Annotated in this window: 21 protein-coding genes; 7 read left to right on the plus strand and 14 right to left on the minus strand. The window is 71.6% G+C overall.

What is annotated here, in order from left to right; all coding sequences use genetic code 11:
- Positions 1 to 6: 6 nt before the first annotated feature.
- Positions 7 to 1,437 (minus strand): GH39 family glycosyl hydrolase, encoded by a 1,431-nt coding sequence (locus tag OIB37_RS08515; protein ID WP_330456920.1) that lies wholly within the window; start codon positions 1,435 to 1,437, stop codon positions 7 to 9.
- Between the two features lie 120 nt (positions 1,438 to 1,557).
- Here OIB37_RS08515 and OIB37_RS08520 point away from each other — a divergent pair, with 120 nt between their 5' ends.
- Together OIB37_RS08520 and OIB37_RS08525 are read left to right on the plus strand one after the other, a co-directional pair.
- Positions 1,558 to 2,652, plus strand: a complete 1,095-nt coding sequence (locus tag OIB37_RS08520) for a DUF5925 domain-containing protein (RefSeq protein ID WP_330456921.1) — start codon at positions 1,558 to 1,560, stop codon at positions 2,650 to 2,652.
- Between the two features lie 94 nt (positions 2,653 to 2,746).
- Positions 2,747 to 3,529, plus strand: a complete 783-nt coding sequence (locus OIB37_RS08525; RefSeq protein WP_330456922.1) for a DUF72 domain-containing protein — start codon at positions 2,747 to 2,749, stop codon at positions 3,527 to 3,529.
- 86 nt (positions 3,530 to 3,615) lie between these two features.
- Here OIB37_RS08525 and OIB37_RS08530 read toward each other — a convergent pair whose 3' ends face one another.
- Complete coding sequence (locus OIB37_RS08530; RefSeq protein ID WP_330456923.1) at positions 3,616 to 3,984, minus strand: GntR family transcriptional regulator; 369 nt, start codon at positions 3,982 to 3,984, stop codon at positions 3,616 to 3,618.
- A 72-nt stretch (positions 3,985 to 4,056) separates the two neighbouring features.
- On the opposite strand from OIB37_RS08530, the gene OIB37_RS08535 reads away from it, so the two are divergent.
- Together OIB37_RS08535 and OIB37_RS08540 are read left to right on the plus strand one after the other, a co-directional pair.
- Positions 4,057 to 4,986, plus strand: coding sequence for a GNAT family N-acetyltransferase (locus OIB37_RS08535; protein WP_330456924.1), 930 nt, complete (start codon positions 4,057 to 4,059; stop codon positions 4,984 to 4,986).
- Entirely contained in the window at positions 4,967 to 5,467 is a 501-nt protein-coding gene (locus tag OIB37_RS08540) for a DUF402 domain-containing protein (protein ID WP_330456925.1), read from the plus strand. The genes OIB37_RS08535 and OIB37_RS08540 overlap by 20 nt, the downstream gene beginning before the upstream one ends.
- A 70-nt stretch (positions 5,468 to 5,537) precedes the next feature.
- On the opposite strand, the gene OIB37_RS08545 is transcribed toward OIB37_RS08540, so the two are convergent.
- The 3 genes from OIB37_RS08545 to OIB37_RS08555 all read right to left on the minus strand — a co-directional run bounded on the left by OIB37_RS08545 (position 5,538) and on the right by OIB37_RS08555 (position 7,702).
- Positions 5,538 to 6,038, minus strand: a complete 501-nt coding sequence (locus OIB37_RS08545) for a GNAT family N-acetyltransferase (RefSeq protein WP_330456926.1) — start codon at positions 6,036 to 6,038, stop codon at positions 5,538 to 5,540.
- Positions 6,039 to 6,224: 186 nt separating this feature from the next.
- Entirely contained in the window at positions 6,225 to 7,088 is an 864-nt protein-coding gene (locus OIB37_RS08550; protein ID WP_330456927.1) for an esterase/lipase family protein, read from the minus strand.
- A 167-nt stretch (positions 7,089 to 7,255) separates the two neighbouring features.
- Positions 7,256 to 7,702: a MarR family winged helix-turn-helix transcriptional regulator gene (locus tag OIB37_RS08555; RefSeq protein ID WP_330456928.1), complete on the minus strand. Its 447-nt coding sequence runs from the start codon at positions 7,700 to 7,702 to the stop codon at positions 7,256 to 7,258.
- 84 nt (positions 7,703 to 7,786) lie between these two features.
- Here OIB37_RS08555 and OIB37_RS08560 point away from each other — a divergent pair, with 84 nt between their 5' ends.
- Entirely contained in the window at positions 7,787 to 8,161 is a 375-nt protein-coding gene (locus OIB37_RS08560; protein WP_330456929.1) for a cupin domain-containing protein, read from the plus strand.
- Positions 8,162 to 8,178: 17 nt separating this feature from the next.
- Here the strand turns inward: OIB37_RS08560 and OIB37_RS08565 are convergent, their stop codons facing one another.
- From OIB37_RS08565 to OIB37_RS08595, 7 genes are all read right to left on the minus strand, one after another.
- A complete protein-coding gene (locus OIB37_RS08565) occupies positions 8,179 to 9,153 on the minus strand; it encodes a DNA polymerase Y family protein (RefSeq protein ID WP_330456930.1) in 975 nt (324 codons plus the stop codon).
- Positions 9,150 to 12,581, minus strand: a complete 3,432-nt coding sequence (locus OIB37_RS08570) for a DNA polymerase III subunit alpha (protein WP_330456931.1) — start codon at positions 12,579 to 12,581, stop codon at positions 9,150 to 9,152. The genes OIB37_RS08565 and OIB37_RS08570 overlap by 4 nt, the downstream gene beginning before the upstream one ends.
- Positions 12,582 to 13,144: 563 nt before the next feature.
- Entirely contained in the window at positions 13,145 to 14,227 is a 1,083-nt protein-coding gene (locus OIB37_RS08575) for a S1 family peptidase (protein ID WP_330456932.1), read from the minus strand.
- 378 nt (positions 14,228 to 14,605) lie between these two features.
- Positions 14,606 to 15,508: a S1 family peptidase gene (locus tag OIB37_RS08580; RefSeq protein ID WP_330456933.1), complete on the minus strand. Its 903-nt coding sequence runs from the start codon at positions 15,506 to 15,508 to the stop codon at positions 14,606 to 14,608.
- 211 nt (positions 15,509 to 15,719) lie between these two features.
- On the minus strand, positions 15,720 to 16,502 hold the full coding sequence (locus tag OIB37_RS08585; RefSeq protein ID WP_330456934.1) for a DUF1684 domain-containing protein: 783 nt from the start codon (positions 16,500 to 16,502) through the stop codon (positions 15,720 to 15,722).
- 139 nt (positions 16,503 to 16,641) lie between these two features.
- Positions 16,642 to 18,399 carry an FAD/NAD(P)-binding protein gene (locus tag OIB37_RS08590; protein ID WP_330456935.1) on the minus strand — a complete coding sequence of 586 codons (1,758 nt, stop codon included), beginning with the start codon at positions 18,397 to 18,399 and terminating at the stop codon, positions 16,642 to 16,644.
- Positions 18,396 to 19,253, minus strand: coding sequence for an amino acid ABC transporter permease (locus OIB37_RS08595; RefSeq protein ID WP_330456936.1), 858 nt, complete (start codon positions 19,251 to 19,253; stop codon positions 18,396 to 18,398). Before OIB37_RS08595 ends, OIB37_RS08590 begins: the two co-directional genes overlap by 4 nt.
- A 470-nt stretch (positions 19,254 to 19,723) precedes the next feature.
- Here OIB37_RS08595 and OIB37_RS08600 point away from each other — a divergent pair, with 470 nt between their 5' ends.
- Positions 19,724 to 20,680, plus strand: a complete 957-nt coding sequence (locus OIB37_RS08600) for a transporter substrate-binding domain-containing protein (protein ID WP_330456937.1) — start codon at positions 19,724 to 19,726, stop codon at positions 20,678 to 20,680.
- A gap of 10 nt (positions 20,681 to 20,690) precedes the next feature.
- Here OIB37_RS08600 and OIB37_RS08605 read toward each other — a convergent pair whose 3' ends face one another.
- Positions 20,691 to 21,830 carry a DUF5685 family protein gene (locus OIB37_RS08605; protein ID WP_330456938.1) on the minus strand — a complete coding sequence of 380 codons (1,140 nt, stop codon included), beginning with the start codon at positions 21,828 to 21,830 and terminating at the stop codon, positions 20,691 to 20,693.
- 311 nt (positions 21,831 to 22,141) lie between these two features.
- Here OIB37_RS08605 and OIB37_RS08610 point away from each other — a divergent pair, with 311 nt between their 5' ends.
- A complete protein-coding gene (locus tag OIB37_RS08610; protein WP_330456939.1) occupies positions 22,142 to 22,579 on the plus strand; it encodes a cell division protein SepF in 438 nt (145 codons plus the stop codon).
- 36 nt (positions 22,580 to 22,615) lie between these two features.
- Here OIB37_RS08610 and OIB37_RS08615 read toward each other — a convergent pair whose 3' ends face one another.
- Complete coding sequence (locus tag OIB37_RS08615; protein WP_330456940.1) at positions 22,616 to 23,806, minus strand: acyl-CoA dehydrogenase family protein; 1,191 nt, start codon at positions 23,804 to 23,806, stop codon at positions 22,616 to 22,618.
- Between the last annotated feature and the right edge of the window lie 52 nt (positions 23,807 to 23,858).

The following is a 23,858-nucleotide window of genomic DNA, read 5'->3' on the forward strand; positions in this document are numbered from 1 at the left end:
GGCTCCTCAGCCGTCACGGCGGTCGAGCCACTTCACCTCGTACGCGCCCATCGTGAACCGCTTCCCGTCGACCTGGGCGGTGATCGGCCGGTCGAGGGTGTTCACCACCATCAGCGTGGTGCCGCTCGCCAGGACCCGCACGTTGGGTACGTCGTCCGGGGCGACGGACACGTTCTCGTACCGGGTGCCCGGCGGGAAGGCCTTGCCGAACCGGGACACCAGGTCGTACATGGGCAGTGGTTCGCCCCCGCCGGTGCTGCCGGTCGGCGTCCACAGGCAGCCCGGGCAGTCGCGTCCCTTCTCCTCCTCCGGGTTCCAGTAGAAGCCGGAGTCGGCGCCGCCCTTGACCATGGCGATCAGCGCGGTGGCGTGCACGGCGCGCCGGTGGGCCTCGGACCAGCCCTTGCGGTCGTCGTTGCCGTCGGCGGGCTCGACGTAGTACTCCGCCCACCACAGGGGCAGGTCGTGGGTCTGCGACCGCACCCACTCGCTCACCGCGGTCAGCTTGCCGGTGGCCGCGAACTCGTCGGGCAGCAGCTCGTCGTCGTTGGTGTAGCTGGAGCCGTCGACGACCACGAAGTCGGCGCCCGCCTTGTGGGTGTTCCAGTAGCCGAAGGCGTCGAGGACCCGCTGGTCCATGGCGCCCCAGGCCCCCCGCAGTTCGGTGGAGGCGTCGTCCTGGCGCGGGTCGACGCTGTCCATGACGAGGTAGGGGCCGCCGACCATGATGCCCGGGTCGACCTTCTTGAGCGCCTTGTGGACGAGGTTGTACATCGCCGTGTAGCCCTCGTAGTCCCAGCGGCCCTTGGCGTTGTTCCAGAAGCCCTTGAACTCGTTCCAGACGACGAAGTGCCGTACGTCGGGATAGCGCCGGGCGACGGTGGCCGCGAGGTCGGCGAAGTCCTGGTAGTGGTCCGGGGTCGGCGCGGTCTCCAGGGCCGACTGGCTCCAGTCGGTGTTGCCGACGCCGGCCCGGCCGCCCTTCATCCAGTCCGGCGAGCAGCACAGCGTGACCACGGGGGTGCCGCCCGACTTACGGATGAAGTCGATACGGCGGTCCATCGCACCGAAGTCGTAATGCCCCTTCACCGGCTCGGGATTGTCGGCGCCCCAGCCCATGAGGGCCTGGTCCTGCGGCAGGCCGCCGCTCTTCGCCAGCAGCCCCTCGACGCGCTCACCGGCCGCGCCGCTGCCCTGGTCGGCGCTGTACTGGGTATGGGTGAAGCCCCAGCCCACGGACGGGTCCGGGCGCTGCGCGGGCGTGGCGGGCGTGCCGTGCACCTGGTCGCCCTGACGCGTGGTGCCGTCGGTGCCCGTGTCCGTCCCCGGCAGCGTGCCGATCAGGGTCACCACCAGGGCCAGCGCGATCGCGCCCACCCCGAGCAGGGCGGTGAGCCGCCACCGCCGAGCCCCCGTATACCACTCATGACGTCCCATCGAGGACCACAGTATCCGCGCGGCGCGGGCGGGGGGAGGTCTTGGCAACACCCGGACAACACCCGGAAGAAGGGGCGGAAATGCCGTGCGCGGAGTGCGTCCGTGCCGGATCATGGCGGCATGTCTGCGAACCCACACGACGCTCTGCCGATCAGGCTCAACGTCGACGACTCCGACTCGCCCTCCGATGTCGTCGACGCGCTGTTCCTCGGTCGCTTCGCGACGGGCGAGCAGCCGTACTCGCACGCGGCCAACATCGACCGGGTGCGCTCCGGCGCGACCCTGCTGCCCGAGGGCGCCCGGGTGCTGCGGGTCGCCCGGGACGACGACCGCAGCGCGACCCTCGCCGAGGGCGACGGCTGGACCCTGCTGGTCTCCCGCTGGAACCGGGGCGCGGACGTCACGGTGACGGCGACCACCGCCGAACTGGCCAAGCAGGTCCTGGACCGGGCCACGGACGGCGCCACCGACGAACCGGAACCGCAGCCGGAGAACGTGACCATGGGTTTCTGGTACGTCTCCCCGCGGCGCGGCCCGCACCGCACCACCCGCCAGATCTCGGCGGGCACCTGGGACGACGTCCGGTCCAACTACACGGCGCCGGTGGCCGAGGCGATGGACCGCCTGATGAAGACGACACCGGAGGACATCGCCGGCCGGCTGCTCCTGCTGCACGGCCCGCCCGGGACCGGGAAGACCTCCGCGCTGCGCACCCTCGCCCGGTCCTGGCGCGACTGGTGCCAGGTGGACTGCGTGCTGGACCCCGAGCGGCTCTTCTCCGACGTCGGCTATCTCATGGACATCGCGATCGGCGAGGAGGACGGCCCGGGCAAGGGCCGCTGGCGGCTGCTCCTGCTGGAGGACTGCGACGAACTGATCCGCGGCGAGGCCAAGCACACCGCGGGCCAGGCCCTGTCCCGGCTGCTCAACCTCACCGACGGCCTGCTCGGCCAGGGCCGCAACGTCCTGGTCGGCGTCACCACCAACGAGGACCTGGAGCGGCTGCACCCCGCGGTGGTCCGCCCCGGCCGCTGCCTGGCCCGCATCGAGGTGGGCCCGCTGACCCGCGGGGAGGCGGTGGACTGGCTGGGCACGGAGGAGGGCCTGGGCCGCGAGGGCTCGACGCTGGCCGAGCTGTACGCCCTGCGCCGGGGCACGGCGCCGACGGCGGTGCCGGGGGCGCGCGGCGAGGCGGACGCGGGGCTGTACCTGTGAGCACGGGCCCGAGACCGGGTCCGTAGCGGCGAGCGGCGGCCGCGAACACCGGCTGTGAGCTGTGAGCATGATCCACGCGTGCTTTGATGGGGATATGACCCTGCTCGTCGGCACGTCGGGGTGGCAGTACAAGTCCTGGCGGGGCGTTCTCTACCCCGCCGGATGCCCGATGCGGCTGTGGCTGGAGGAGTACGCGCGGCACTTCGCCACGGTGGAGCTGAACAACGCGTTCTACCGGCTGCCGACGCGGGAGAACTTCGAGTCCTGGCAAAGCCGCCTGCCCGACGGCTTCGTGATGGCGGTGAAGGCGAGCCGCTACCTCACACACGTCAAGCGGCTGCAGGACCCCGAGGAGCCGGTCCACCGTCTGATGACCCATGCGGCGGGCCTCGGTGACCACCTCGGCCCGATCCTCCTCCAGCTCCCGCCGTCCCTGCCCGCGGACCCACCCCTGCTGGACGCCTGCCTGGCCTGCTTCCCGCCGGGCACGCGGGTCGCGGTGGAGCCCCGCCACGACTCCTGGTGGACCCCGGCGACCCGTGAGGTCCTGACGTCCCGGGGCGCCGCCCTGTGCTGGGCGGACGTCCGGTCCCGCCCGGTCACCCCGCTGTGGCGCACCACCGACTGGGGATACGTCCGCTTCCACGAGGGCCGCGCCCGGCCCCGCCCGCGCTACGGCACCCGCGCCCTGGCGACCTGGGCCGACCGCATCGCGACCACCTGGCCCGAGGGCGCCGACGTGTACGCCTACTTCAACAACGACGCACGCGGGGCGGCGGTGCGGGACGCGGTGGCCTTCGGCGAGACGGCGGGGCGGGCGGGCCTGCCGGTGGCACGGGTTCCGGAGCCGATCGGACGGGAGCCACGACCTTCCTAGGCCCCGCCTCCCACCGCCCCTCCTGGTCCCCGTACACCGCGCCCATCGCCGCCCTTGCTCCCCGTACACCGCGGCACCCGCAGCCCCTACTCCCCGTACGCCGCTCGCAGAGCGTCCCGGACGGTGGCCAGTGCCTCCGCCTCCGTCAGGCCGAGCCGCCGCGCGCGCTCCGCGTAGGTCTGGGCGGCCGTCGAGGCCTCGCGTTCGGCGGCCGAACCGGCGGCGGCCACGTACGTGCCGTGGCGGCCGCGCGTCTCGATCACCCCGTCCCCCTCCAGTGCCCGGTACGCCTTGGCCACCGTGTTCACCGCGAGCCCCAGCGACTCGGCCAGCCCGCGCACGGTGGGCAGCCGGTAGCCCACCGGCAGCACCCCCGATCGCGCCTGCTCGGAAATCTGCGTACGCACCTGCTCGTAGGGCGGCGCGCTGTCATCGATCTGGATCTTCAGGCTCACAAGGCCGATTGTCCCGCAGCCGACGGAAAATGAGAGGCACTCCGGCCCGTCCGGCCCGTACGGTGCCTGCCCATGACAGTGATCGTGCGCGACCTGCGCCTCGACACCCCGGCCGATCCCGAGGGCTTCACCCGCGTCCGCCGCCTCGCCCTGCCCTACATCCTGTTCACCCCGGACTCGGTCCGGCACCTCCTCACCCGCAGCCACCCCGACGCCCACTTCCGCTCGCTCGTCGCGGAGGAGGACGGCGAGGTGATCGGCACCGCCCAGGTCGCCCTCGCGCACGACAGCACGGAACCGGGCCAGGGGTACCTGAACGTCTACGTACGCCCGGACCGGACCCGTCGCGGCGCAGGTGAGCTGCTGGTCAGGGCCGGCGAGGAGCACCTGGCCGCCGTCGGCGCGACCAGGGTGTACACCTGGCTGCTCGACGAGCCCGGCAACCGGGCCTTCGCCGAGCGGCACGGTTACACCCGGGGCCGCCCCGCCCACTTCCTCCGCCTGGACCTCGCGAACGGCACCCTGCCCCCTCTACCCGAGACCCCGCCGGGTGTCGAACTGCGCACCGCCGCCGACTTCGCGGACGACCCGCGGCCGTTGTTCGAGCTGGACGCGGAGACCGTGTCGGACGAGCCCGGCGAGATCGACTACGAGTTCACGGACTACGACGCCTGGATCGAGCAGACCTGGCGGCATCCCCTCCTGAACCGCGAGCTGACCGTGGCCGCCGTGGTCGACGGCCGTCCGGTCGCCTTCAGCCTGGCCTTCACGGACGACGCCACCCACTACTCCACCTCGATGACCGGTACCGCCCGCGCCTGTCGCGGCCGCGGCCTGGCCAAGCTCGCCAAGATCCACTCCCTGTACCGGGCCCGCGAGGCCGGTGTCACCGAGGCCTTCACGGGCAACGACGCCGGCAACGACCCTATGATCGCGATCAACAAGTGGCTCGGATACGACATCTGTGCGACGGAGGTGCGCTATGTCCGTGAACTCGGCTGAATCCGGCGTCCAGGTGGACGTCGTCCTCGTCAAGGCGGGCCGTACGAAGATCCGTTACGCGGCGGAACTGCTCGGCGACGACGGCAACCGGCTCGCCGTCCGCGCCCCGTGGGCGGGCGAGGGCGTCCGTGACTTCGGCTTCGTCCGCTTCGAGCCGGGTGACGTGTTCACCGAGTACTACTGGCGGGACCGCTGGTACGCGGTGAAGGAGGTCCGCGCCGGGGACGGCACCCTCAAGGGCTGGTACTGCGACATCACCCGGCCGGCCACCCTGTCCGGCACCGAACTGGTCGTCGAGGACCTCGACCTGGACCTGTGGCGCTCCGCCGACGGCGAGGACGTACGGCGCCTGGACGAGGACGAGTTCGCCGAGAGCGGGCTGGCGGAGAGGGACCCGCAGGCGGCGTCCGCCGCCGTGGCGGCCCTGGACCACCTGGAGGCGCTGGCCCGCGAGGACGGCTTCGAGTCCCTGGTGGCCTGAGGCTCCCGGAGCCCGCCGGCCGCCTCGAAAAGCCGGCCGGTGGGCATGCCCACCGCCTCGCCGGCGACGGTCAGTCCAGCGACTTCCGGTAGTGGATCCGGTCGTAGGGGCCGTCGGTACGGCGTTCCACGACCTCGTAGCCGTACTTCGGGTAGATCTTCTGGTTCTCCCACATCATCGCGTTCGTGTAGAGCCGGACCTCACCGAGACCCAGCGCCCGCGCCCGTTCGTCGACGAAGCGCAGCAGCCGCCGCCCGACGCCGGTGCCGTGGACGTCGGGGTGGACGGCGATGCTGTCCAGGAAGAGGTGGTCGGTGAACGCCTCGATCACCACCAGTCCGACGACGGGGTCTCCGGTGACGAACACCCTGCCCGCGGCGACGTCGGCCGCGTGGTCGGCCTCCATCGGCTGCGGCACCACGCCGATGCGCTCGACATAGGGCTGGTAGGCCGCGTCGGTCACGGCCCGTACGGCCGGCACGTCGGCCGCGACGGCGACGCGGACCACCGCCTGTCCGGCACTCCCGGCGCTCTCAGCGCTCTCAGCGCTCTCAGCGCTCTCGATGTTCATGTCACACACGCTACTGACCTGAGCGCAGGCTGAGCAGGACCTTAAGGCGACCATAAAGATCGTCTCCAGCCGCTGCGCGCAGGCGTTTTCGCGGTTTCCTGGTGACTGTTCGCTGATCACCCCCACGGGAACCGGCGCCCAGCGGGGCCTGTCCGGCGGCTCAGGCCGGGCAGGCCCCGCCGGCGGTCAGCTGAAGACGGACGCGCAGCTGGTGGTCGTGGCGTGGGCGGGGTCGAGGGCGTTGACGACCTCGTGGAAGGCGATGCGGTCGATCAGGGCGATCGCCAGGTGCTCGGACAGGTCGAGCGAGCACAGGTCCTGGAGCGAGACGTTACGGACGTCGGAGCCGGTCAGGAACTGGCTGCGCCAGGGGGTGGCCACCTCGTCGTACTGCGTGGCGATGACCGTGTAGTGCACTCCGGGGACGGTGTCTCCGCCCGCGTTGAGTTTGGTGAGGAAGGCGGATCCGGGGAGCTGGTCGGCGAGACCCGGGGTGGTGGACTTGATCAGATCCTCGGCGCCGGGGAAGTACGGCAGCAGGTTGGTCAGGCCGCTCAGGGTGGCGCCGTGGTTGTCGGGGGCGAGGCCGACGAGAGCGTTCACCTTGGCCGCACCGCCGAGGAACTTCAGGTAGTAGCGCGGCATCATGCCGCCCTGGGAGTGGCCGACGAGGTCGGCCTTGGCGGCTCCGGTCGCGGTGAGCACCTTGTTGACGAAGTCGGACAGCTGCTGGGCCGACTTGTCGATGGGACCGAGGCCGTAGAAGAGGGGGACGCCGGGGAGTTGGCCGTAGTCGAGGGAGAAGACGCAGTAGCCGCGGTCCTCCAGGTAGGGGGCGAGGGACAGCCAGTTGTCGACGGAGTTGCCCAGGGTTCCGTGGACGAGGACCACGGGGCGGGGGTGGGCGGCGGACGGCTTGCAGGAGTAGTCGTTCCAGCCGGTGCTGGGAGCGGCGGCCGCCGCCTCAGCGGTGGCGGCGGGCACGGCTGCGACGGCGGCCGTGAGGGCCAGCGCGACGAGCGGTCTGAGCACTCGTTTCCAGGGCAGCATCGGGTGATCTCCTTGCGGCTCAAGGGAGGTGGGGGCCTAACCCTGTGATCCGGATCACGAGGATGCTGTTCACTCGTCAAGTTACGGGCGAGTAGCTGACGTGTGAAGTTACGCGTCAGTAAAAACTTCCGGTAATGGCCGGAATCCTGAGGTGACCTGAAAGATCATCACCAGGTGGGCCTGATCGGACCATAGGGTGCGATCCGCAGCAAACCCTCCCGCAACGCGCGCACTTCACCCTCCCCCAACAGCGCGACCCAGTCCCCCACGACGTCGGCCGCCGCCTCTTCCGCCGCCCGGGTACACTCCCGGCCCCGCCCGGTGAGGACGACCAGCCGGGCCCGCGCGTCCCCGGGATGCGGCCGCCGCTCGGCGTACCCCTTGCGCACGATCTCGTCGACCAGCTGACTCGCGGCCTGCTTGGTGACCCCGAGGTGGGTGGCGAGGTCGGTGACGGTGGCGCCCTCCGGGGCGAGCCGGGCGAAGGCGAAGCCGTGGGCCGGCCGGAGGTCCGTGAACCCCCGGGCCACCACACCGTCATGGATGCGCTGCGTGAGGTCACCCGCGGCGGCAAGCAGGGCGGCGGACAGGGCCATGGCTTCGGATTTCTGCACGGGAGCATTGAAACACTCTTGACCAACTGGTCAATCACCTTGACCATACAGTCAAGCAGCTTGACCACTTGAACGGAGATCACCGTGCCAGTCGTCCGCTCCCACGAAGCCGTGACCCACGAGATCCACGGCGCCCGCTTCGTCTCGTACGCCACCCCGCTCACCGGCAGCAAGGAACTGTGCGCGTGGCGGGGCGAGATCCCGCCCGGGACGAAGGCCCCCGCCCACACCGTCAACCGTGAGGAGATCTTCCACCTGCTCGTCGGTGAACTGCTGATCACCCTCGACGGCCACGGCCTGCGCGTCTCCGCCGGCGACACGGTGATCATCAACCCCGGCGCGACCCTGTCCGTCGAGAACCCGACGGACCACACCGCGCTCTCCTGGGTCACCACGTCCATCGGCCTGGAGGCGGAACTGGCGGACGGCACCCGCATCACGCCCCCATGGGCCAACTGACATTCCAGGGGGCAGAGTTACGCCGCCAGCGTTCCCGGCACGACCGCGCGTGGGCCGAACTTCGCCCGTGCGCGGTCGGCGACCTCCTCGATGCGGCGGATCTTCTCGTCCGCGGGATCGAGGGTGAGCTGGTAGGAGGCCTGGCCTGCGGAGGCCAGACCCTCGGCGCGCAGGGCGACACCGCGGACCCGGGCGCGCTGGAGGCCGAGCGTCTCGTACATGCCGTAGGCGGCCTTCGCGAGGGCCGCCGAGTGGGCGGACGGTTCCGGGAGGGTGCGGCTGCGGGTCGTGGCGGAACGGTCGGCGTAGCGCACGGTGAGGGTAAGGGTGCGGCAGACCTTCTCCTCCGCGCGCAGCCGGACGCCCAGTTCCCAGGCGGCGGACAGCAGTGCCCTGCGGTGCCGTCCGGGGTCCAACTCGTCCATGCCGAAGGACCGTTCGACGGCCGACGAGCGCGAGACGGCGTTCGGGACGACGTGGCCCCGGTCGACACCGATCGCCCTCTCGCGCAGCTCACGGCCCGCCTTCGCGCCGATCAGCCGCTGGAGTGTGGACAGTGGCGCGGCGGCGACGCGACCCAGGGTGTCCAGGCCGTACTCGCACAGGACGCGGGCGGTGGCCGTGCCGACGCCGGGAAGGACGGAAACAGGCCGGCCGACGAGGAACTCCGCGATGGCGTCAGGGTCTTCGGGGACGACGCAGGTCACCCCGGGGCGGGCGGCGCGCAGCGCCACGCGGGCCAGCATCGGACCGGGACCGGCGCCGATCGCGCAGTCGACGCCATACCGCGCGAGGGCGCGGACCCGGATCACCGAGGCCAGTTGCATCGCGTCACGCCCGAAGTACCGTTCGGCGCCCCGCAGATCGGCCAGCGCGCCGTCGGGCGGCAGCGCCTCGACGACAGGGGTGAACTCCTCCAGCAGCCCGAGCAGCCCGGGCAGGGCGGCCTCGTACATGGGCGGCAGCTGGAAACGTACACAGAGGATGGTCATCCCGCACTCCCCGGACTCTGGTGCCACAACTTCCTCACCGCGACGGGCCCTTGCTCGGCCCCCTGCCCCGCGGGCCGCAGATCGGCCCACGGGTGCATGTCGTATCCGGTCGGCAGATGGATCCGCCGCCCACCCGTCGCATCCGGGCCCGCCCCCTCCGCACCGGTCGCGGCCAGCCGGGCGGCCACCTCGTCCAGGCCGCCCTCCGCCCGCAGTTCGACGAGTTCGGCGAGATTCCAGACGGCGGATCCCACCACGCTCAGGCTGCGCGGACCGCGCCGCTGCACCACTCCACGCACCAGCAGCAGCCAGGAGTGGAAGACGGTGTGCGCGCAGGCGTCGTGCGAGTCGTCGAAGAAGGCGAGGTCGACCAGGCCGGTGCCGTCGTCCAGCGTGCTGAAGATGACCCGCTTGCCGGACCGGATCGGCGGCGTCTGGGTGGCCGCCTTGGCGCCCGCGACGAGCACCGTCTCCCCGTGCCGGGCCTCGCGCAGCCGGCGCGCCGGCACGACGCCCAGCTCGTCGAGGAACTCCCGGTGGTCGTCCATCAGATTGCGCGAGGTGTCCATGGACAGCACACCCAGCTCGGCGCTGAGCCGCTCGGCGGACGACAGGTCCGGCAGCCCGGCCGAGGCGGTCTTCCGCCCCCCGGCGAGCGGCAGTTGACCACCACCGCCACCCCGCCCGCCCCGGTGCAGCTCGGCCAGATGCAGTTGCAGATCACGCCGGTTGGCGCCGAAGGCGTCCAGCGCGCCCACCTGCGCGAGCCGCCCGGCGAGAGGCCGGCTCGGCCGCGCCCGCTCCCAGAAGTCCAGCAAGGAGGAGTACGGCTGCCCGTCGGCGATCCGCCGCGCCTCCCCCTCGCTGATGCCGTACACGTCGCAGAGCGCGAGCCGTAGCCCCCACACCCCAGACTCGGACACCAGTTCGATCCGATGCCGGACCCCCGACACATTGACATCCACCGGCAGGATCGGCACCCCACGCCGCCGCGCGTCCGCCAGCAGCAGCCGCTTCGGGTACATCCCGGGGTCGTGCGTGAGCAGCCCGGCGTAGAAAGCGGCGGGACGGTGCGCCTTGAGCCACGCCGACTGATAGGTGGGCACGGCGAAGGCGACCGCGTGCGCCTTGCAGAAGCCGTACGACCCGAAGGCCTCGACGATCTCCCAGGTCCTCCCGACCGTCTCCGCGTCGTACCCGTTGGCCTCCGCGGCCCGCGCGAACCAGACCTTGATCCGCCCCTGCGTCTCGCGGTCGGACAGACCGCGCCGGACCTGGTCCGCCTCCCCGCGCCCGCAGCCGGTCATGATCGCGATGATGTCGATGACCTGCTCGTGGAAGACGACGACGCCGTAGGTGTCCTTCAGCGCCCGCTCCAGGTCCGGGTGCGGATACCGCACGGGAGCGCGCCCGTGCCGGGCCTCGATGAACGGCCGCACCATGTCGGCGGCGACCGGTCCCGGCCGGAACAGGGAGATGTCGACGACCAGGTCATGGAAACCGGCCGGCTGGAGCCGCCCCACCAGGTCCCGCTGTCCCGGCGACTCGATCTGGAAACAACCCAGCGTCTCGGCGGACCGGATGAGCCGGTACGTCGCGGCGTCGCCCGGCGGCAGGGCGTCCAGGTCGACCCGCTCCCCCGTGGCCCGCTCGACCTCGGCGACGGCGTGCGCCATGGCGGACTGCATCCGCACACCCAGCACGTCCAGTTTGAGCAGCCCGAGGTCCTCCACGTCCTCCTTGTCGAACTGCGACATGGGCAGCCCCTCACCGCTGGTCGGCACCACCGGCGTACGGGCGAGCAGCGAGGCGTCGGACAGCAGCACCCCGCACGGATGCATGGCGACCCCGCGCGGCAGCGCGTCGAGGGCCTCGACCAGCTCCCACAGCCTGCCGTACCTCTCCCGCTCCCCGGCGAGCCGCTTCAGCTCGGGCAGTTCCTCCAGCGCCGCACGGGCGTCGCGCGCCCGGATGTGCGGGAAGGACTTGGCCACGCGGTCGATCTCGGCCGGGTCCATGGACAGGGCGGCCCCGACATCGCGGATGGCGTGCCGCACCCGGTAGGTCTCGGGCATGGCGACGGTGGCCACCCGCTCGGTCCCGAACCGCCCGATGATCGCCCGGTAGACCTCGAGCCGGCGTGCGGACTCCACGTCGATGTCGATGTCCGGCAGCGCGACCCGCTCCTTGGACAGGAACCGCTCCATCAGCAACCCGTGTTCGACCGGATCGGCGTGCGCGATGCCGAGCAGGTGATTGACGAGAGAGCCCGCACCCGACCCGCGGGCGGCCACCCGGATCCCCATGCCCCGCACGTCGTCGACGACCTGGGCGACCGTCAGGAAATAGGAGGCGAAGCCGTGGTGGGCGATGATGTCCAGCTCGCGGTGCATCCGCTCCCAGTACGCCCGGCGGTCACCGTAGCCGCGCAGCACCATCCCGGCGGCCGCCCGCGAGGCGAGCGCCCGCTGGGCGGTACGCGACCCGGCACCGACCAGGTGCGCCTCGGGGAAGTGCACGGCACCGATACCGAGGTCGTCCTCGGGGTCGACCAGGCATTCGGCGGCCGTGACCCGGGTCTGTTCCAGCAGCCGATGAGCGGTGTCCCGCCGGTACCCGGCCGCCTCCACCACCCGCTCGGCGACCCGCAGCATGGCCTGCGCGTCCTTCAGCCACGCCTCACCGGAGTCCAGCTCCTTGCGCGGATCGATGGGCACCAGCCGGCGGGCGGCGTCCAGGACATCGGCGACCTGCCCCTGCCCCGGGTCGGCGTACCGGACGGCGTTGCTGAGCACAGGCCGGACCCTCTGCTCGGCAGCGAACCCGACCGTACGGGCGGCCAGCCGCAAGGACCCGGCTCCCGTCCCCTGACGGCCGTGCCAGACGGCCTCCAGCCGCAGCGCGTCCCCGTAGACCTCCCGCCAGGGACCGAGCAACCCGGCGGCGCGATCGGGCCGCCCGGCCGCGAGGGAACGCCCCACATCGGAATCGGGGCCGAGCAGCACGATCAGCCCGTCCCCCTCATGGCGGTCCCAGGACAGCAGAGGAGCGCCCTCGGCCTCGTGCGCCGCGGTGACGATCCGGCACAGCCCGGCCCACCCGCGGGCGCCGTCCCGGGCGAGGAAGGTCACCCGGGGCGCCGACTCGTCGACGAAGGCACCGCCACGCACCGGAACGCGACGCCTCTCCCGGGCAGCCTCCGCCGGGACGGAAGGAGCCACCGCCAGGTTCACGCCGAACAGCGGACGGACCCCCGCCGAGGCGCAGGCCTTGGCGAAGCGGACCGTGCCGGCGAGGGTGTCGCGGTCGGTGAGGGCGAGAGCGTCCATGCCCCGCTCCGAGGCACGCTCGGCCAGCCGCTCCGGGTGCGAGGCGCCGTACCGCAGGGAGAACCCGGAGACGGTGCGCAGATGCGCGAAGCCCGACACGCGCACCTCCCGCACTCGTGAGCCCCGACCGACTCTCGAACATCTGTTCCAACCACCATACCCCCATTCCCGAACACACGTACGACACCAACCCACCCCCCCTCCCACCTGCAAAAACGCCCACCCATCCCCACCCCACACCCCGAACGAACCCGCACCACAACCGAACCCGCAGGCACGACCGAACCCGCAGCCACAACCGCATACGACGGACCACCCGGCGACCGAACCCCACACCACGAACGGAGCCGCAGTCGCGGGCGGCGGACCACCCGGCGACCGAACCGCACACCACGAACGGACCCGCAGTCGCGGGCGGCGACCAGGGGACGGGGCGGGGGGTGTCCGCCCGCAGAGGCCGGCGCCGACACCGGACCCCTTCGGAGAAACCAGTACGCCGGCCCGAGGACGGACACCCCCCGCCCCGTCCCCGCCCCCCGAACGCACCGAAGGCGCGACCCGAACCACAACAAATGGCCACAGGCCGCCGCAGGCACAAAAAAGGGAAGTCCCGCCCCGCACACGAGACGGGACGGGACGGAACTCCCCCGAAGAACGAAGCGTCAGCCGATCGAAGCCCCGGTGGCCGACAGCGCCTCCGTGACCGGCTGGAAGAAGGTCTCCCCGCCGGAGGTGCAGTCACCGCTGCCACCGGAGGTCAGCCCGATGGCGCTGCTGCCCGAGAACAGAGACCCGCCACTGTCACCGGGCTCGGCGCACACGTCGGTCTGGATCAGCCCGCTCACCGTGCCCTCCGAGTAGTTCACGGTGGCGTTCAGACCGGTGACCGCACCGTCGTGCACCTGGGTGGTCGACCCGCTACGGGTGACCCGCATCCCGACCGTGGCCTCGGCCGCGCCGGTGATCTGCTGGGCGGACCCGTTGTACAGGTCGACCTCGCTCGGGTGATCGACGCCCGAGGCGTACTTGACCAGCCCGAAGTCATTGCCCGGGAAGCTGGACTGAGCGTTCTGCCCGATGACGTTCCCGGAGGAGTCCGACCAGCTGGAGATGGCCTGGGTGCAGTGCCCGGCGGTCAGGAAGTACGGCTGGCCGCCCTTGACCACGTTGAAGCCGAGCGAGCAGCGCCCGCCCGACCCGGTGATGGCGTCGCCGCCGGCGACGAAGGGCTTGAACTCCCCCTTCGACCGCTTGAGTTCGGCTCTGCCACCGAGCCCGTCGACCACGGTGCCGAGCTTGGTCCACTGGGCCGGGGAGACGGTCTTGTCGGCGGTGACGACGACCTTGTTCGTGACCGGGTCGATCGCCCACGAGGTGCCGGGGACGGTGGCGTCCTTCTTCAGCGTCGAGCGCGCGCCGTCGAGTTCGACGAGGGAGTGCGTGACGACCTTGGCCTGGGCGCCGGCCGCCTCGACGACACGCGCGGTGGCGTCGTCGAGCACGTTGACGACGAGCCTCTTCGCCCGGGCGTCGTAGTAGCTGCCTGCCGCGTCGGAACCGAGGTCACGGACGAGCGTGGAGGCGAGCTTTCCGGCCGCGGGGGCGGACAGAAGCTGCGGCTGTGGAGCGGACTTCGCGGGTTCGCTGGCGTTCGCACTCTGGAAGGTGACACCCGCGGCGATCAGTGCGGCGACTCCCGCGCCGGCCAGGGCGGCCCGCCGCCCGGGTATGCGTCGGTGCTTCAACTCACGTCCTCCTGTGGGGGGTCGACCCGAAGACAGCAGGGACTACGGGCCGGAAGGCTGGTTGACGGGCGCCCACTCTTCCGAACCGCACAGGGGACACACAAGGTTGTGTCCAGGACGCACACAAAATTCGCACTGCAAACACTACGAGCGGGTAACCCACCACGAGCCAAAGGCCTGTGGCCGAAAAACGAGGGCAGACAAGTGCCCCCGCACGCGAAGGAGAGCGCACGGGGGCACGATGCCGTCACCACATTCCGAACCGGCCGAACCAGCCGGACCAGCCAGACCAGCCAGACCCGCCGGACCAGCCAGACCAGAACGAAACAGGTGGAACGAACAGAACAAGCGAAGCGAATGGAACCCGGAAGACCCCCGTCAGTAGACGTGGACTCCGTAGGCACTCAGCGCCTCGGTGACCGGCTGGAAGAAGGTCGTCCCGCCGGAGGAGCAGTTGCCGCTGCCGCCGGAGGTCAGACCGTAGGCCCTGGTGCCGCCGTACAGCGGGCCGCCGGAGTCGCCGGGCTCGGCGCAGACGTTGGTCTGGATGAGTCCGGAGACGATGTCGCCGCCGCCGTAGTTGACCGTCGCGTTGAGCGCCTGGACGGTGCCGCTGTGGATGCCCGTGGTGGAGCCGCGGCGGGTGACGGCGGTGCCGACGGAGGGCGTGGACGCGCTGGTGATGTCCTGGCTGCCGACCGTGCCCGACTTGGTCACGGAGCTGTTGGTGTACCGCACGATGCCGTAGTCGTTCCCCGGGAAGGAGGAACCGGCGGTGGTGCCGAGCGTGGTCGCGTGCGAGGAGTCCGCCCACCAGGTGCCCGCGCCGTCGGTGCAGTGACCGGCGGTCAGGAAGTAGTAGTTGCCCGCGGAGTCCTGGACGTTGAAGCCGAGGGAGCAGCGCCAGCTACTCGCATAGATGGCGTCGCCGCCGGAGATCAGCTTCTTGAACGTGCCTGGGGTGCGCTTGATGACCAGGGCGGCGGAGTCGGCACCCGCCTGCTGCTTGATCTTGGCGATCTCCGCCTGGGAGACCGTGCTGTCGGCGGTGACGACGACGCGGTTGTTCTTGCCGTCCACGGCCCAGGCGGTGCCGGGGATGTCGGCCTTCAGCACGGAACCACTGGCGGTGGTGAGCTGGTTGGCGCTGAACGTGGGGGTGGTGCTGGCGTTCGCGGTGGGGACGGTGAATGCCGCCGCGGCCAGGAAGCCGGCGGCCACGGCGATCAGCTGGGTCCGTCTGGCAACGCTGCTGCGGGAAGTGGTGCGCTTGATCCTCACTCGTTCCCTCCCAGGGGAAGTCGGGGGCCCGCGTGGGGTCGGGGCCCGTGAGGCGCAGCCAGGGACAGGGACTTGTACCGGATTCCGGACACGCATGACCCTGACAAGCGCTGAGGGGGAGTATTCGGCCGAACGGCCGGTCGGCACAAGAGTGCCTTTCGGCCGTCAATCTTTGAACCTCCTGTGAGCCCCGGGCGCACCACCCCTGGCGTCAGCCCAGCCCCCGCTCCCCTGCCTCGACCGCGGCGTCCAGCAGGTTGCCGGGCGGCGGGAAGGGGCAGACGAAGTGGTCGGCGAAGGCGCAGGGCGGCAGTTGGGCACGGTTGAGGTCGACGACGGTACGACCGTCGGCGTCGGGCGCGGGCGTGTGCAGGAACCGGAAGCGGAAGCTGGTGTCGCCGCTGGTGGCGTCGGCGAAGACCGCCCACAGCCGGCCGTCGCCCTGCCGCGCGACCTGGAGCGTGCGTTCGTGTCCGGCGAGGGGGAAGGCGAGCTCGCCGGAGAGGGCGAGACCGCGCTCGCGCCCGTCCGCGTTGCCGACCCGTACGGTGCGCGGGGTGTCGTAGGGGGTGAAGCGGCCGGGCACGGACCAGCGTGGGTCGTACGGCGTGGCGGTGATGCCCCGGAAGGCGCGACGGGCCTCGGCGGCGGGGTCGTAGACGCGTACGCCCCAGACGCCTTCGCGGATCAGGACGACCAGCCGCTTCTCGCCGAGCGCGACGCGTGCCCCGGCCTCCGGCCCGCTGTCGGCGGTGAGCCGGACCACCCCGGTGAAGGGCCGTCCGTCCAGGGCGAGTCCGTCGACCTCGGCCGCGGTGAGCACGACCGTGTCACCGTCGGCCACCCAGCGCCCCGGAATGTCCGGAAGTCGCCCCTCCGGATAGTCCGCGGTCCAGTGGGTGGCGGTCAGCGCGAGCGGCCCGTAGGGCGCCGAGACCGCGGCCTCGCGCTGTTCGTGCCACTGCTTCCACTCATCGGGAGCGTCCGTCGTCATGCGATCGGTTCCTTTCTGTTTCACCACACGAAGCACTTTCCTTCACGCGGGGGCCGAACCACGAACCGGCCCACGCACCGAACCACCCACCACCCCACGCACCACCCCACCGATCACCCCACACCCCACCCCCCGGAGTTCAAGCCACAGCACAGCCACCCACATCCCGCAGGAGTACCAGCGCGGCCCGCGCAGTGGCGTCGTTCTGCCGGAACGCGGGCCCGCCGGTGCGCGGCCGGGTGAAGGCGCCGGGGGTACGGCCGTCGGTGTACGGGCCGAGCGCGAAGCGCCGCGGGTGCGGGCGCCCGGCGCCGTCGAGGACGCGGCCGTCGCCGGGGTCGACCCGCAGCAGCCCGTCGGGCGTCTCGACGGCCCCGTCGGCGTGCAGCCCCCGCAGCAGGGCGTCGCGCGCCCGCGCCAGGGTGGGTTCGGGCAGCCGGGCCTCGACCAGAGCCCGTGCCGTGACGGAGAACCCCGGCACCGTGGGACTGGCCGCCCGGAACACCCCGTCCTCGGCCGTGACGGTCATACCGGCGCCGACGAACTTCAGCAGACCGGCCCGGGACAGTGCGAGCATCTGCCGCAGCCGGGGCCCGGGCGGCCCGGACGCCAGATAGCTGAAGAAGCCGTGCCACCAGGAGCCGATGTCCCCGAGCCGCGCCAACTGCCCGTAGACGGAGAGCAGTCCGAGGAAGACACCCAGGTCGGCGCTGTGCCCGGGGTCGTGCCGACGGCTCAGGTCGGCCTCGATGTGACCGCGCAGCCCTTCCTGGAACTCCTCGTACGAGGCATGGCGCACCCCGTCGAGGGGACGGTCGAGCGCGGCGAGGTCGAGGCGGTCGGCCGGGTCGGGCACGGCCGCCGAGACGAGCGCCGCCACCTCTGCGGGACCGGTCGCCGCCGCGTACTTCTCCTCGAAGTCGGCCCAGTTCATCGCCGTACGCCCGGGGTGGGCGTCGAACAGCCGGTGGTAGTGGGCGAAACCCAGCTCCTTCTCCACCAACGGCCATATGGAGCGCCGGAATTCATCTCCCCCGCGCCCGGCCGACAGCTCCCGCACCTGCTCGGGCCCGAAGAAGCGGGGCAGCGGCGGACGCGGGCCGGTCCAGTCGTAGCCGATCTTCGCGTGGTACGGCACCCCGCGCCGCGAGCCCGCGTACAGCACCGGCTCGCGGCCCGAGGGAACGTAGACGTCACCCTCGTACCGGCCGCCCCGCCCCTCGGTGAGCAGCACCATCAGGTCGACGAAGGCGAGCCCGAAGCCGCGGACGAGGACGGGTTCGCCGGGCCGGAGCACGGACAGGTCGCTGTCGGCGGTGAAGTCGGGCGGCAGGTGGACCAGGCCGTGTGTGCGGGCGTAGGCGGCCAACTCGGCCTGTTCGGGCTCGGGTTCGGAGTCGAGGTGGCCGAGGGCGAGGACGACCGCGTCGGCGGGGAGGGGACGCGGGCGGCCCTCCAGCCACACCTGCTGGCGCCCCTCGCGCGGGCCGCTGACCCGCAGGGCGCGGCGCGGGTGGTGGTGAACGGTGATGCCCGGGGGCAGTGCGGCGAGGGACCGCTCGTGGAACCAGCGCAGATAGCGGCCCTGGAGCCGGCGGTCGGCGAAGGTGCGGCCGTCCAGGCCGGCCCACTCGTGCAGGGTGGGGCCCTCGCGCACGGGTCCGTCCATGGGCACCGTCTCGTCGGTGAACATGGTGACGTCCTCGGCGTGCGAGTTCATCCACAGCAGCGGCGACTGCGCCTGGCGCCAGATGCGGCCGCCGCCCGGTGGGTGGGGGTCGACCAGATGGATGTCGAGGCCCGAACCGGCGTACAGCGTCGGCGCGTTGGCGGCGATCCGTTCGATCAGTCCGGTCCCCCGCGGGCCGGCTCCCACGATCACCAGCTGCGGTCTCATCGGGCGGACTCCGTCCCGCGCGCGTAGTACTTCTCGACGTAGTACTGGCCGACGCCGAGCACCGAGGTGACGAGGGTGTACCAGAGGGTGGCGACCATCAGCAGCGGGATCACCTGGTAGGTGCGGTGATAGATCAACTGGGTGGAGAACAGCAGGTCGTTGACGGCGATGACGCTGACGATCGAGGTGCCCTTGAGGGTGCCGATCAGCATGTTCCCGGCCGGCGGGACGATGGCACGCATGGCCTGCGGGAGCACGATCCGCCACCAGCACTGCCACCGGCTCAGGCCGAGCGCCTGAGCGGCCTCGGTCTGTCCGCGGTCGACGGAGAGGATGCCGCTGCGGACGACCTCGGCGGCGTAGGCGGCCTCGTGCAGGGTGAGGCCGATGACGGCGACGGCGACCGGGCTCAGCAGGTTGACGGTCCTGACCCCCAGCACCTGCGGGTACAGCGCCCCGATGTTGAACCACAGCAGCAGCTGCACCAGGATCGGGATCGACCGGAAGAGCCAGACGTAGCCCCATCCGACCGCCCGCAGAACGGGGTTGGCGGAGAGCCGGAACGTGGCGAGCAGGGTGCCGAGGGCGAAGCCGAGGACCACGACGACCGCGGTCAGCCACAGCGTGAGCCACAGCCCGCGCAGCACGGAGTCCGAGGTGAAGTAGTCGGCGACGACGTCCCACTGGAACGCCCTGTTGCGCAGGACCGAGTTGACGGCGAGAGCGAGCAGCGCGAGGACGACGACGGCGGCGGCCCACTGCCCGAACCGGCGCCGGGGGACGACCGTCAGGGCGTCCGCGCGCTCGGGCGCCGGGGGCGCGGCGGGGATCTTGGCGAGGGTGTCGGATGACATGCGAAGGCTCCGTGACACGAGAGGTCGAACACGGGGATGCCTGCACACGGGCGCGCCCTGCGGCGCGGTTGCGGCCGAGCCCCTCAGCGGGGCCGCCCGTCGAGAGTACGTGGGCGTTTCGGTCCGCTGTCAAGGCCGTCCACACTGTGGGCCGTTGGTCTCGACTCGGTTGACGCGGAACCGGATGCCTGTTCCACTTGGCCCATGCATCCACAGCAGTGGCTGGTCACCCGCTCCCACATCGACTTCGGTCGCGTGTGGTCCTCCTCCTGTTGAGCTGACCCCCTGCACGCCCGCCCCCGAGGCGGGCGTCTAGCGCGCGTTCCCTTTCCGCGCTCTCTTCCCGCACCCCCCTTCTTGGCCTTCACACGCGCGCCCCTCCCCTCGCGCACCCCTCGCGCTCCCTTCCTTCGCGCACCTCCCCTCGCGCCCGGCTCGCCTTCTGCCTGCTCCCAGGAGACCGCTTCCCGATGCATACGCACCCGATACATACGCCTGCTTATCGACTTTTCGCACCCTTTGCCGTCATCACCTCGGCCGTCCTCCTCCTCACCGCCTGCGGTTCGGGCGGCGGCGCGGGCACGGACGCCGTCGGTGTCGCGGCCGGATCGGGCGCGGCCCCCACCGAGGACGTGGTCTCCGCGCTCGGGAAGGACGACGCGGCCGCCCGGTTGCTGCCGGCCGGCGTCTCGCACCTCACCGTCGCCGTCAGCGTCGGCGGCACCCCGCCCGGCACCACCTACCTGGCCGACGGCAAGACCCTGACCGGCCAGGACGTCGACTTCACCAAGGCCGTCGCCAAGGTCCTGGGGCTGGAACTGACCGTGGACCAGGCGAGTTTCGAGGCGATCCTGCCCGCCCTGGACAGCGGCAAGTACGACGTCGGCGCGAGCAACTTCGGCGTCACCGACGAGCGCCGCAGAACCATCGACTTCGTCACCTACATCAACGACGGCCAGGGCTTCGCCACCCGCAAGGACAGCAAGCTGTCCAAAATCACCGACCTCGGGCAGCTCTGCGGTCTGAACATCGCCACCGGCGCCGGTACGACCTTCGAGGCCACGCTGGAGGAGAACAAGCACGTGTGCGCCGACGCCGGCAAGAAGCCGTACCAGGTGCAGACGTACGCCGAGCAGAGCGCGATCTGGTCCTCGGTCCAGCAGGGGCGCAGCGATGTCGTGATGTCCACGATCAACGGCCTGCGCTACGCCGTCGCCCAGCAGCCGGGGCTGAGGTTCCTGAACGAGTACCACCGTCTCGACGTCGGCTTCGCCTTCAAGAAGGGCACCCGGCTGGCCCCCGCCTTCCGGGCGGCGGTGAACCGGCTGATCGCCGACGGCACCTACGACAGGATTTTGAGGAAGTGGGGCACGACGGCGTCGGCGATCGACACGTCCCGGATCTCACCTCCGGAACTCAAGAACTGACCGGTACCGCTCAGCAGTCGCACGGACAGCAGCAGCCACAGCCATCGCAGCCGTCGCAGCCGCCACACCCGTCACACGGGCAGTCGCAGTCACAGTCGCGACAGCACCCTTCCCGCTTCTTCCGCGACCAGGGCCCTTCGTACTCCTCGGCACAGCACATCCGACACGTGCAGCACAGCGTCAGGAACATCCCGCAGCCGGCCAGGAATCCGCGGGGCTCCTTGGACTTGACGAGGCTGGGACCGTCGGGCGGCCACGGCGCGCCGGGCCCTGGGCCGTGCTCCGCGCACGCCGGAACCGACCCGAACGCCCGGTCCACCGACCGCCGTACCTCGTGCACGAGCAGCAGATGGGCGAGCCGTCCGTCCACGAACTCGGCCTCGCGCAGCGCCAGCCGGATGCCGTGCAGGGCGTCGTCGGCGAGTCGGCGGGCTTCGGGGAGGGAGGTCCCGGTGGCCGTGAGGGGGTTCCAGGCACCCGACAGGGCGTCAGCCTCCCTGTCCTCCACGGCGTCCAGCAGGTGCGCCAGCCGGCCGAAGAGGCGGCCGGCCTCGGCGAGCGGCTCGGCGTTGCCCGGCCGTCCGGCCAGCACCGCGGTGTGCGCGAAGGCGGCCGCGGTGGCGGTCTCGGTCGGTTCGGTGACCGTCAGCAGCGGGGTGCCGGGACCCGCCAGGGTCTCCAGTGCGACCTGCCGGTCCACGGCGTCGAGCAGGACCGCGGTGTCGAACCCGACCGCCGACCCGCCGCGCTCCCCGGCCCGCCCCCAGCTCGCCGCGACCCGGCGCGCCGCGGCCGCGACGGGCCTGCGGGCCAGCAGCCCGTCCCGGTCGGCGACGTGGTCGCGCACCTTGGCGGCGGCGAGCACCAGCGAGACGGCGGCGGCGAGCCGTGCCCCCTCGCCCTCGGCGACGGGCGCCGTCCGCATCCCGCGCAGCGCGCACGGCCCGGCCGTGCGCCGGGACCCGCTCACCACTCCGGCCTGAGCCTCCGTCAGAACCGATATGAGCAGTCCGTCGTAGTTCGTCACGATGCGCGCGAGCTGTCCGTGGTCCTTGCGCAGGGCGAGGCAGAGCCCGCACAAGTGCGCCGTCCAGTCGGCCTTGAGGCGCGCACCGAGCCGGTGCGCGCAGGGCCTCACGATTCCGAACATGGCGATCCCCCGTGGCGTGGAATGACGTTGAGCGGACCGCCCGGCCCGGTGCCGGCCGGCCCGGATCGGGCTCCGCGTTCACCCGTACGCACCGTGCATCACCCGTCCGCCAAGAACAATCATATTTCACTCACAGTCAGCAGCCGTATGAGTCAGAGCCCTTGGGGCGCAAGGACTCTCGACGGATCGGCTGTGCACCAGTACCGTCACAAACCCCCCGCGCGGCGTCTATCCACTTGGCGCGCCGTCCGCATCATGGATGACCATAGGGATGCGCAGAGCAAGAGAGACCGCTGTGAGAGGAGGCGTCCATGGGATCGGTACGCAAGGCGAGTGCGTGGCTCGGCCTCGTCGACGACAACGATGACGAGCGCTACTACGACGACGACTACTCCGAGGGCACCGAGGCCGGGGACGCCTGGGTCACGGACCCCCGGGTGCAGGTGGCCACGGACACGGCCGAGGGACAGGGCCGCCGGATCGGCACGGTCACCCCGGACAGCTTCCGGGACGCCCGCGCCATCGGCGAGCTGTTCCGGGACGGTGTCCCGGTCATCATGAACCTCACGGCGATGGAGCCGGTCGACGCCAAGCGCGTCGTCGACTTCGCCGCCGGGCTGACCTTCGGTCTGCGGGGCACCATCGAGCGGGTCGCGACCCGGGTCTTCCTGCTGACGCCCGCGAACACGGAGATCATCAGCGGCGAGCCGTCCGGGCGCCGCGAGGACGGCTTCTTCAACCAGAGCTGAGGCAGGGCCGCCCGTCGGCCCTGCCCCCTTCGGGGCTCACCGGAAGGCGTCGAGACCGGTGAGCGCCTTGCCCAGCACCAGCTGGTGCATCTCGACGGTGCCCTCGTAGGTGAGCACCGACTCGAGGTTGGTCGCGTGCCGCATCACGGGGTATTCGAGGGAGATCCCGTTGGCGCCGAGGATCGTCCGTGCCGTGCGGCAGATCTCGATGGCCTCGCGGACGTTGTTGAGCTTGCCGAAGCTGACCTGCTCGGGACGCAGGCGGCCGGCGTCCATCCGGCGCCCCAGGTGGTGGGCGAGCAGGATTCCCTTGTGCAGTTCGACCGCCATGTCGGCGAGCTTGGCCTGCGTGAGCTGGAAGCCGCCGATGGGCCGCCCGAACTGCTCACGCGTCTTCGCGTACTCCAGGGCCGCCTCGAAGCTGCTGCGCGCCGCGCCCATCGCGCCCCAGACAATGCCGTAGCGGGCGTGCGAGAGGCAGCTGAGCGGTCCGCGCAGGCCGGTGACCTCCGGCAGGACGGCGGTGGCCGGCAGGCGTACGTCGTCGAGGACGAGTTCGCTGGTGACGGAGGCGCGCAGGGACCACTTGTGCTTGATCTCGGGCGCCGAGAAGCCGCGGCTGTCCGTCGGTACGACGAAGCCGCGGATGCCGTCCTCGGTCTGCGCCCAGACCACGGCCACCCCGGCGACCGACCCGTTGGTGATCCACATCTTGCGGCCGTTCAGCATCCAGTCCGTGCCGTCGCGCTTGGCGTGGGTGCGCATGGCGGCGGGGTCGGAGCCGGCGTCGGGTTCGGTGAGCCCGAAGCAGCCGATCACCTCGCCGGCGGCCATGCGCGGCAGCCACTCCTGCTTCTGCTCCTCGCTGCCGAAGCGGTGGATGGCGTACATCGCGAGGGAGCCCTGCACGGAGACCAGGGAGCGGATGCCCGAGTCGGCGGCCTCCAGCTCCAGGCAGGCCAGGCCGTACTGCACGGCCGTCGCGCCCGCGCAGCCGTACCCGGTCAGGGACATGCCGAGGGCACCGATGCCGCCGAGTTCGCGGGCGAGGTCCCTGATGCCGGGCAGCTCGCCCTTCTCGTACCAGTCGGCGACGTACGGCAGCACCCGGTCCGCCGCCCAGCGGCGCACGGTGTCCCGGACGGCCAGGTCCTCCGGGTCCAGGAGGTCGTCGATCCCGAGCGGATCGGCGGCGTCGAACGGGGGCAGCTTCGCGGACGCGGACATGGGGCACCCTCCGGCACAGTGCGGCACACGGAAACTAGCAGCGCTAGTTAAG

Source organism: Streptomyces sp. NBC_00820 (assembly GCF_036347055.1).
Lineage (GTDB): Bacteria > Actinomycetota > Actinomycetes > Streptomycetales > Streptomycetaceae > Streptomyces.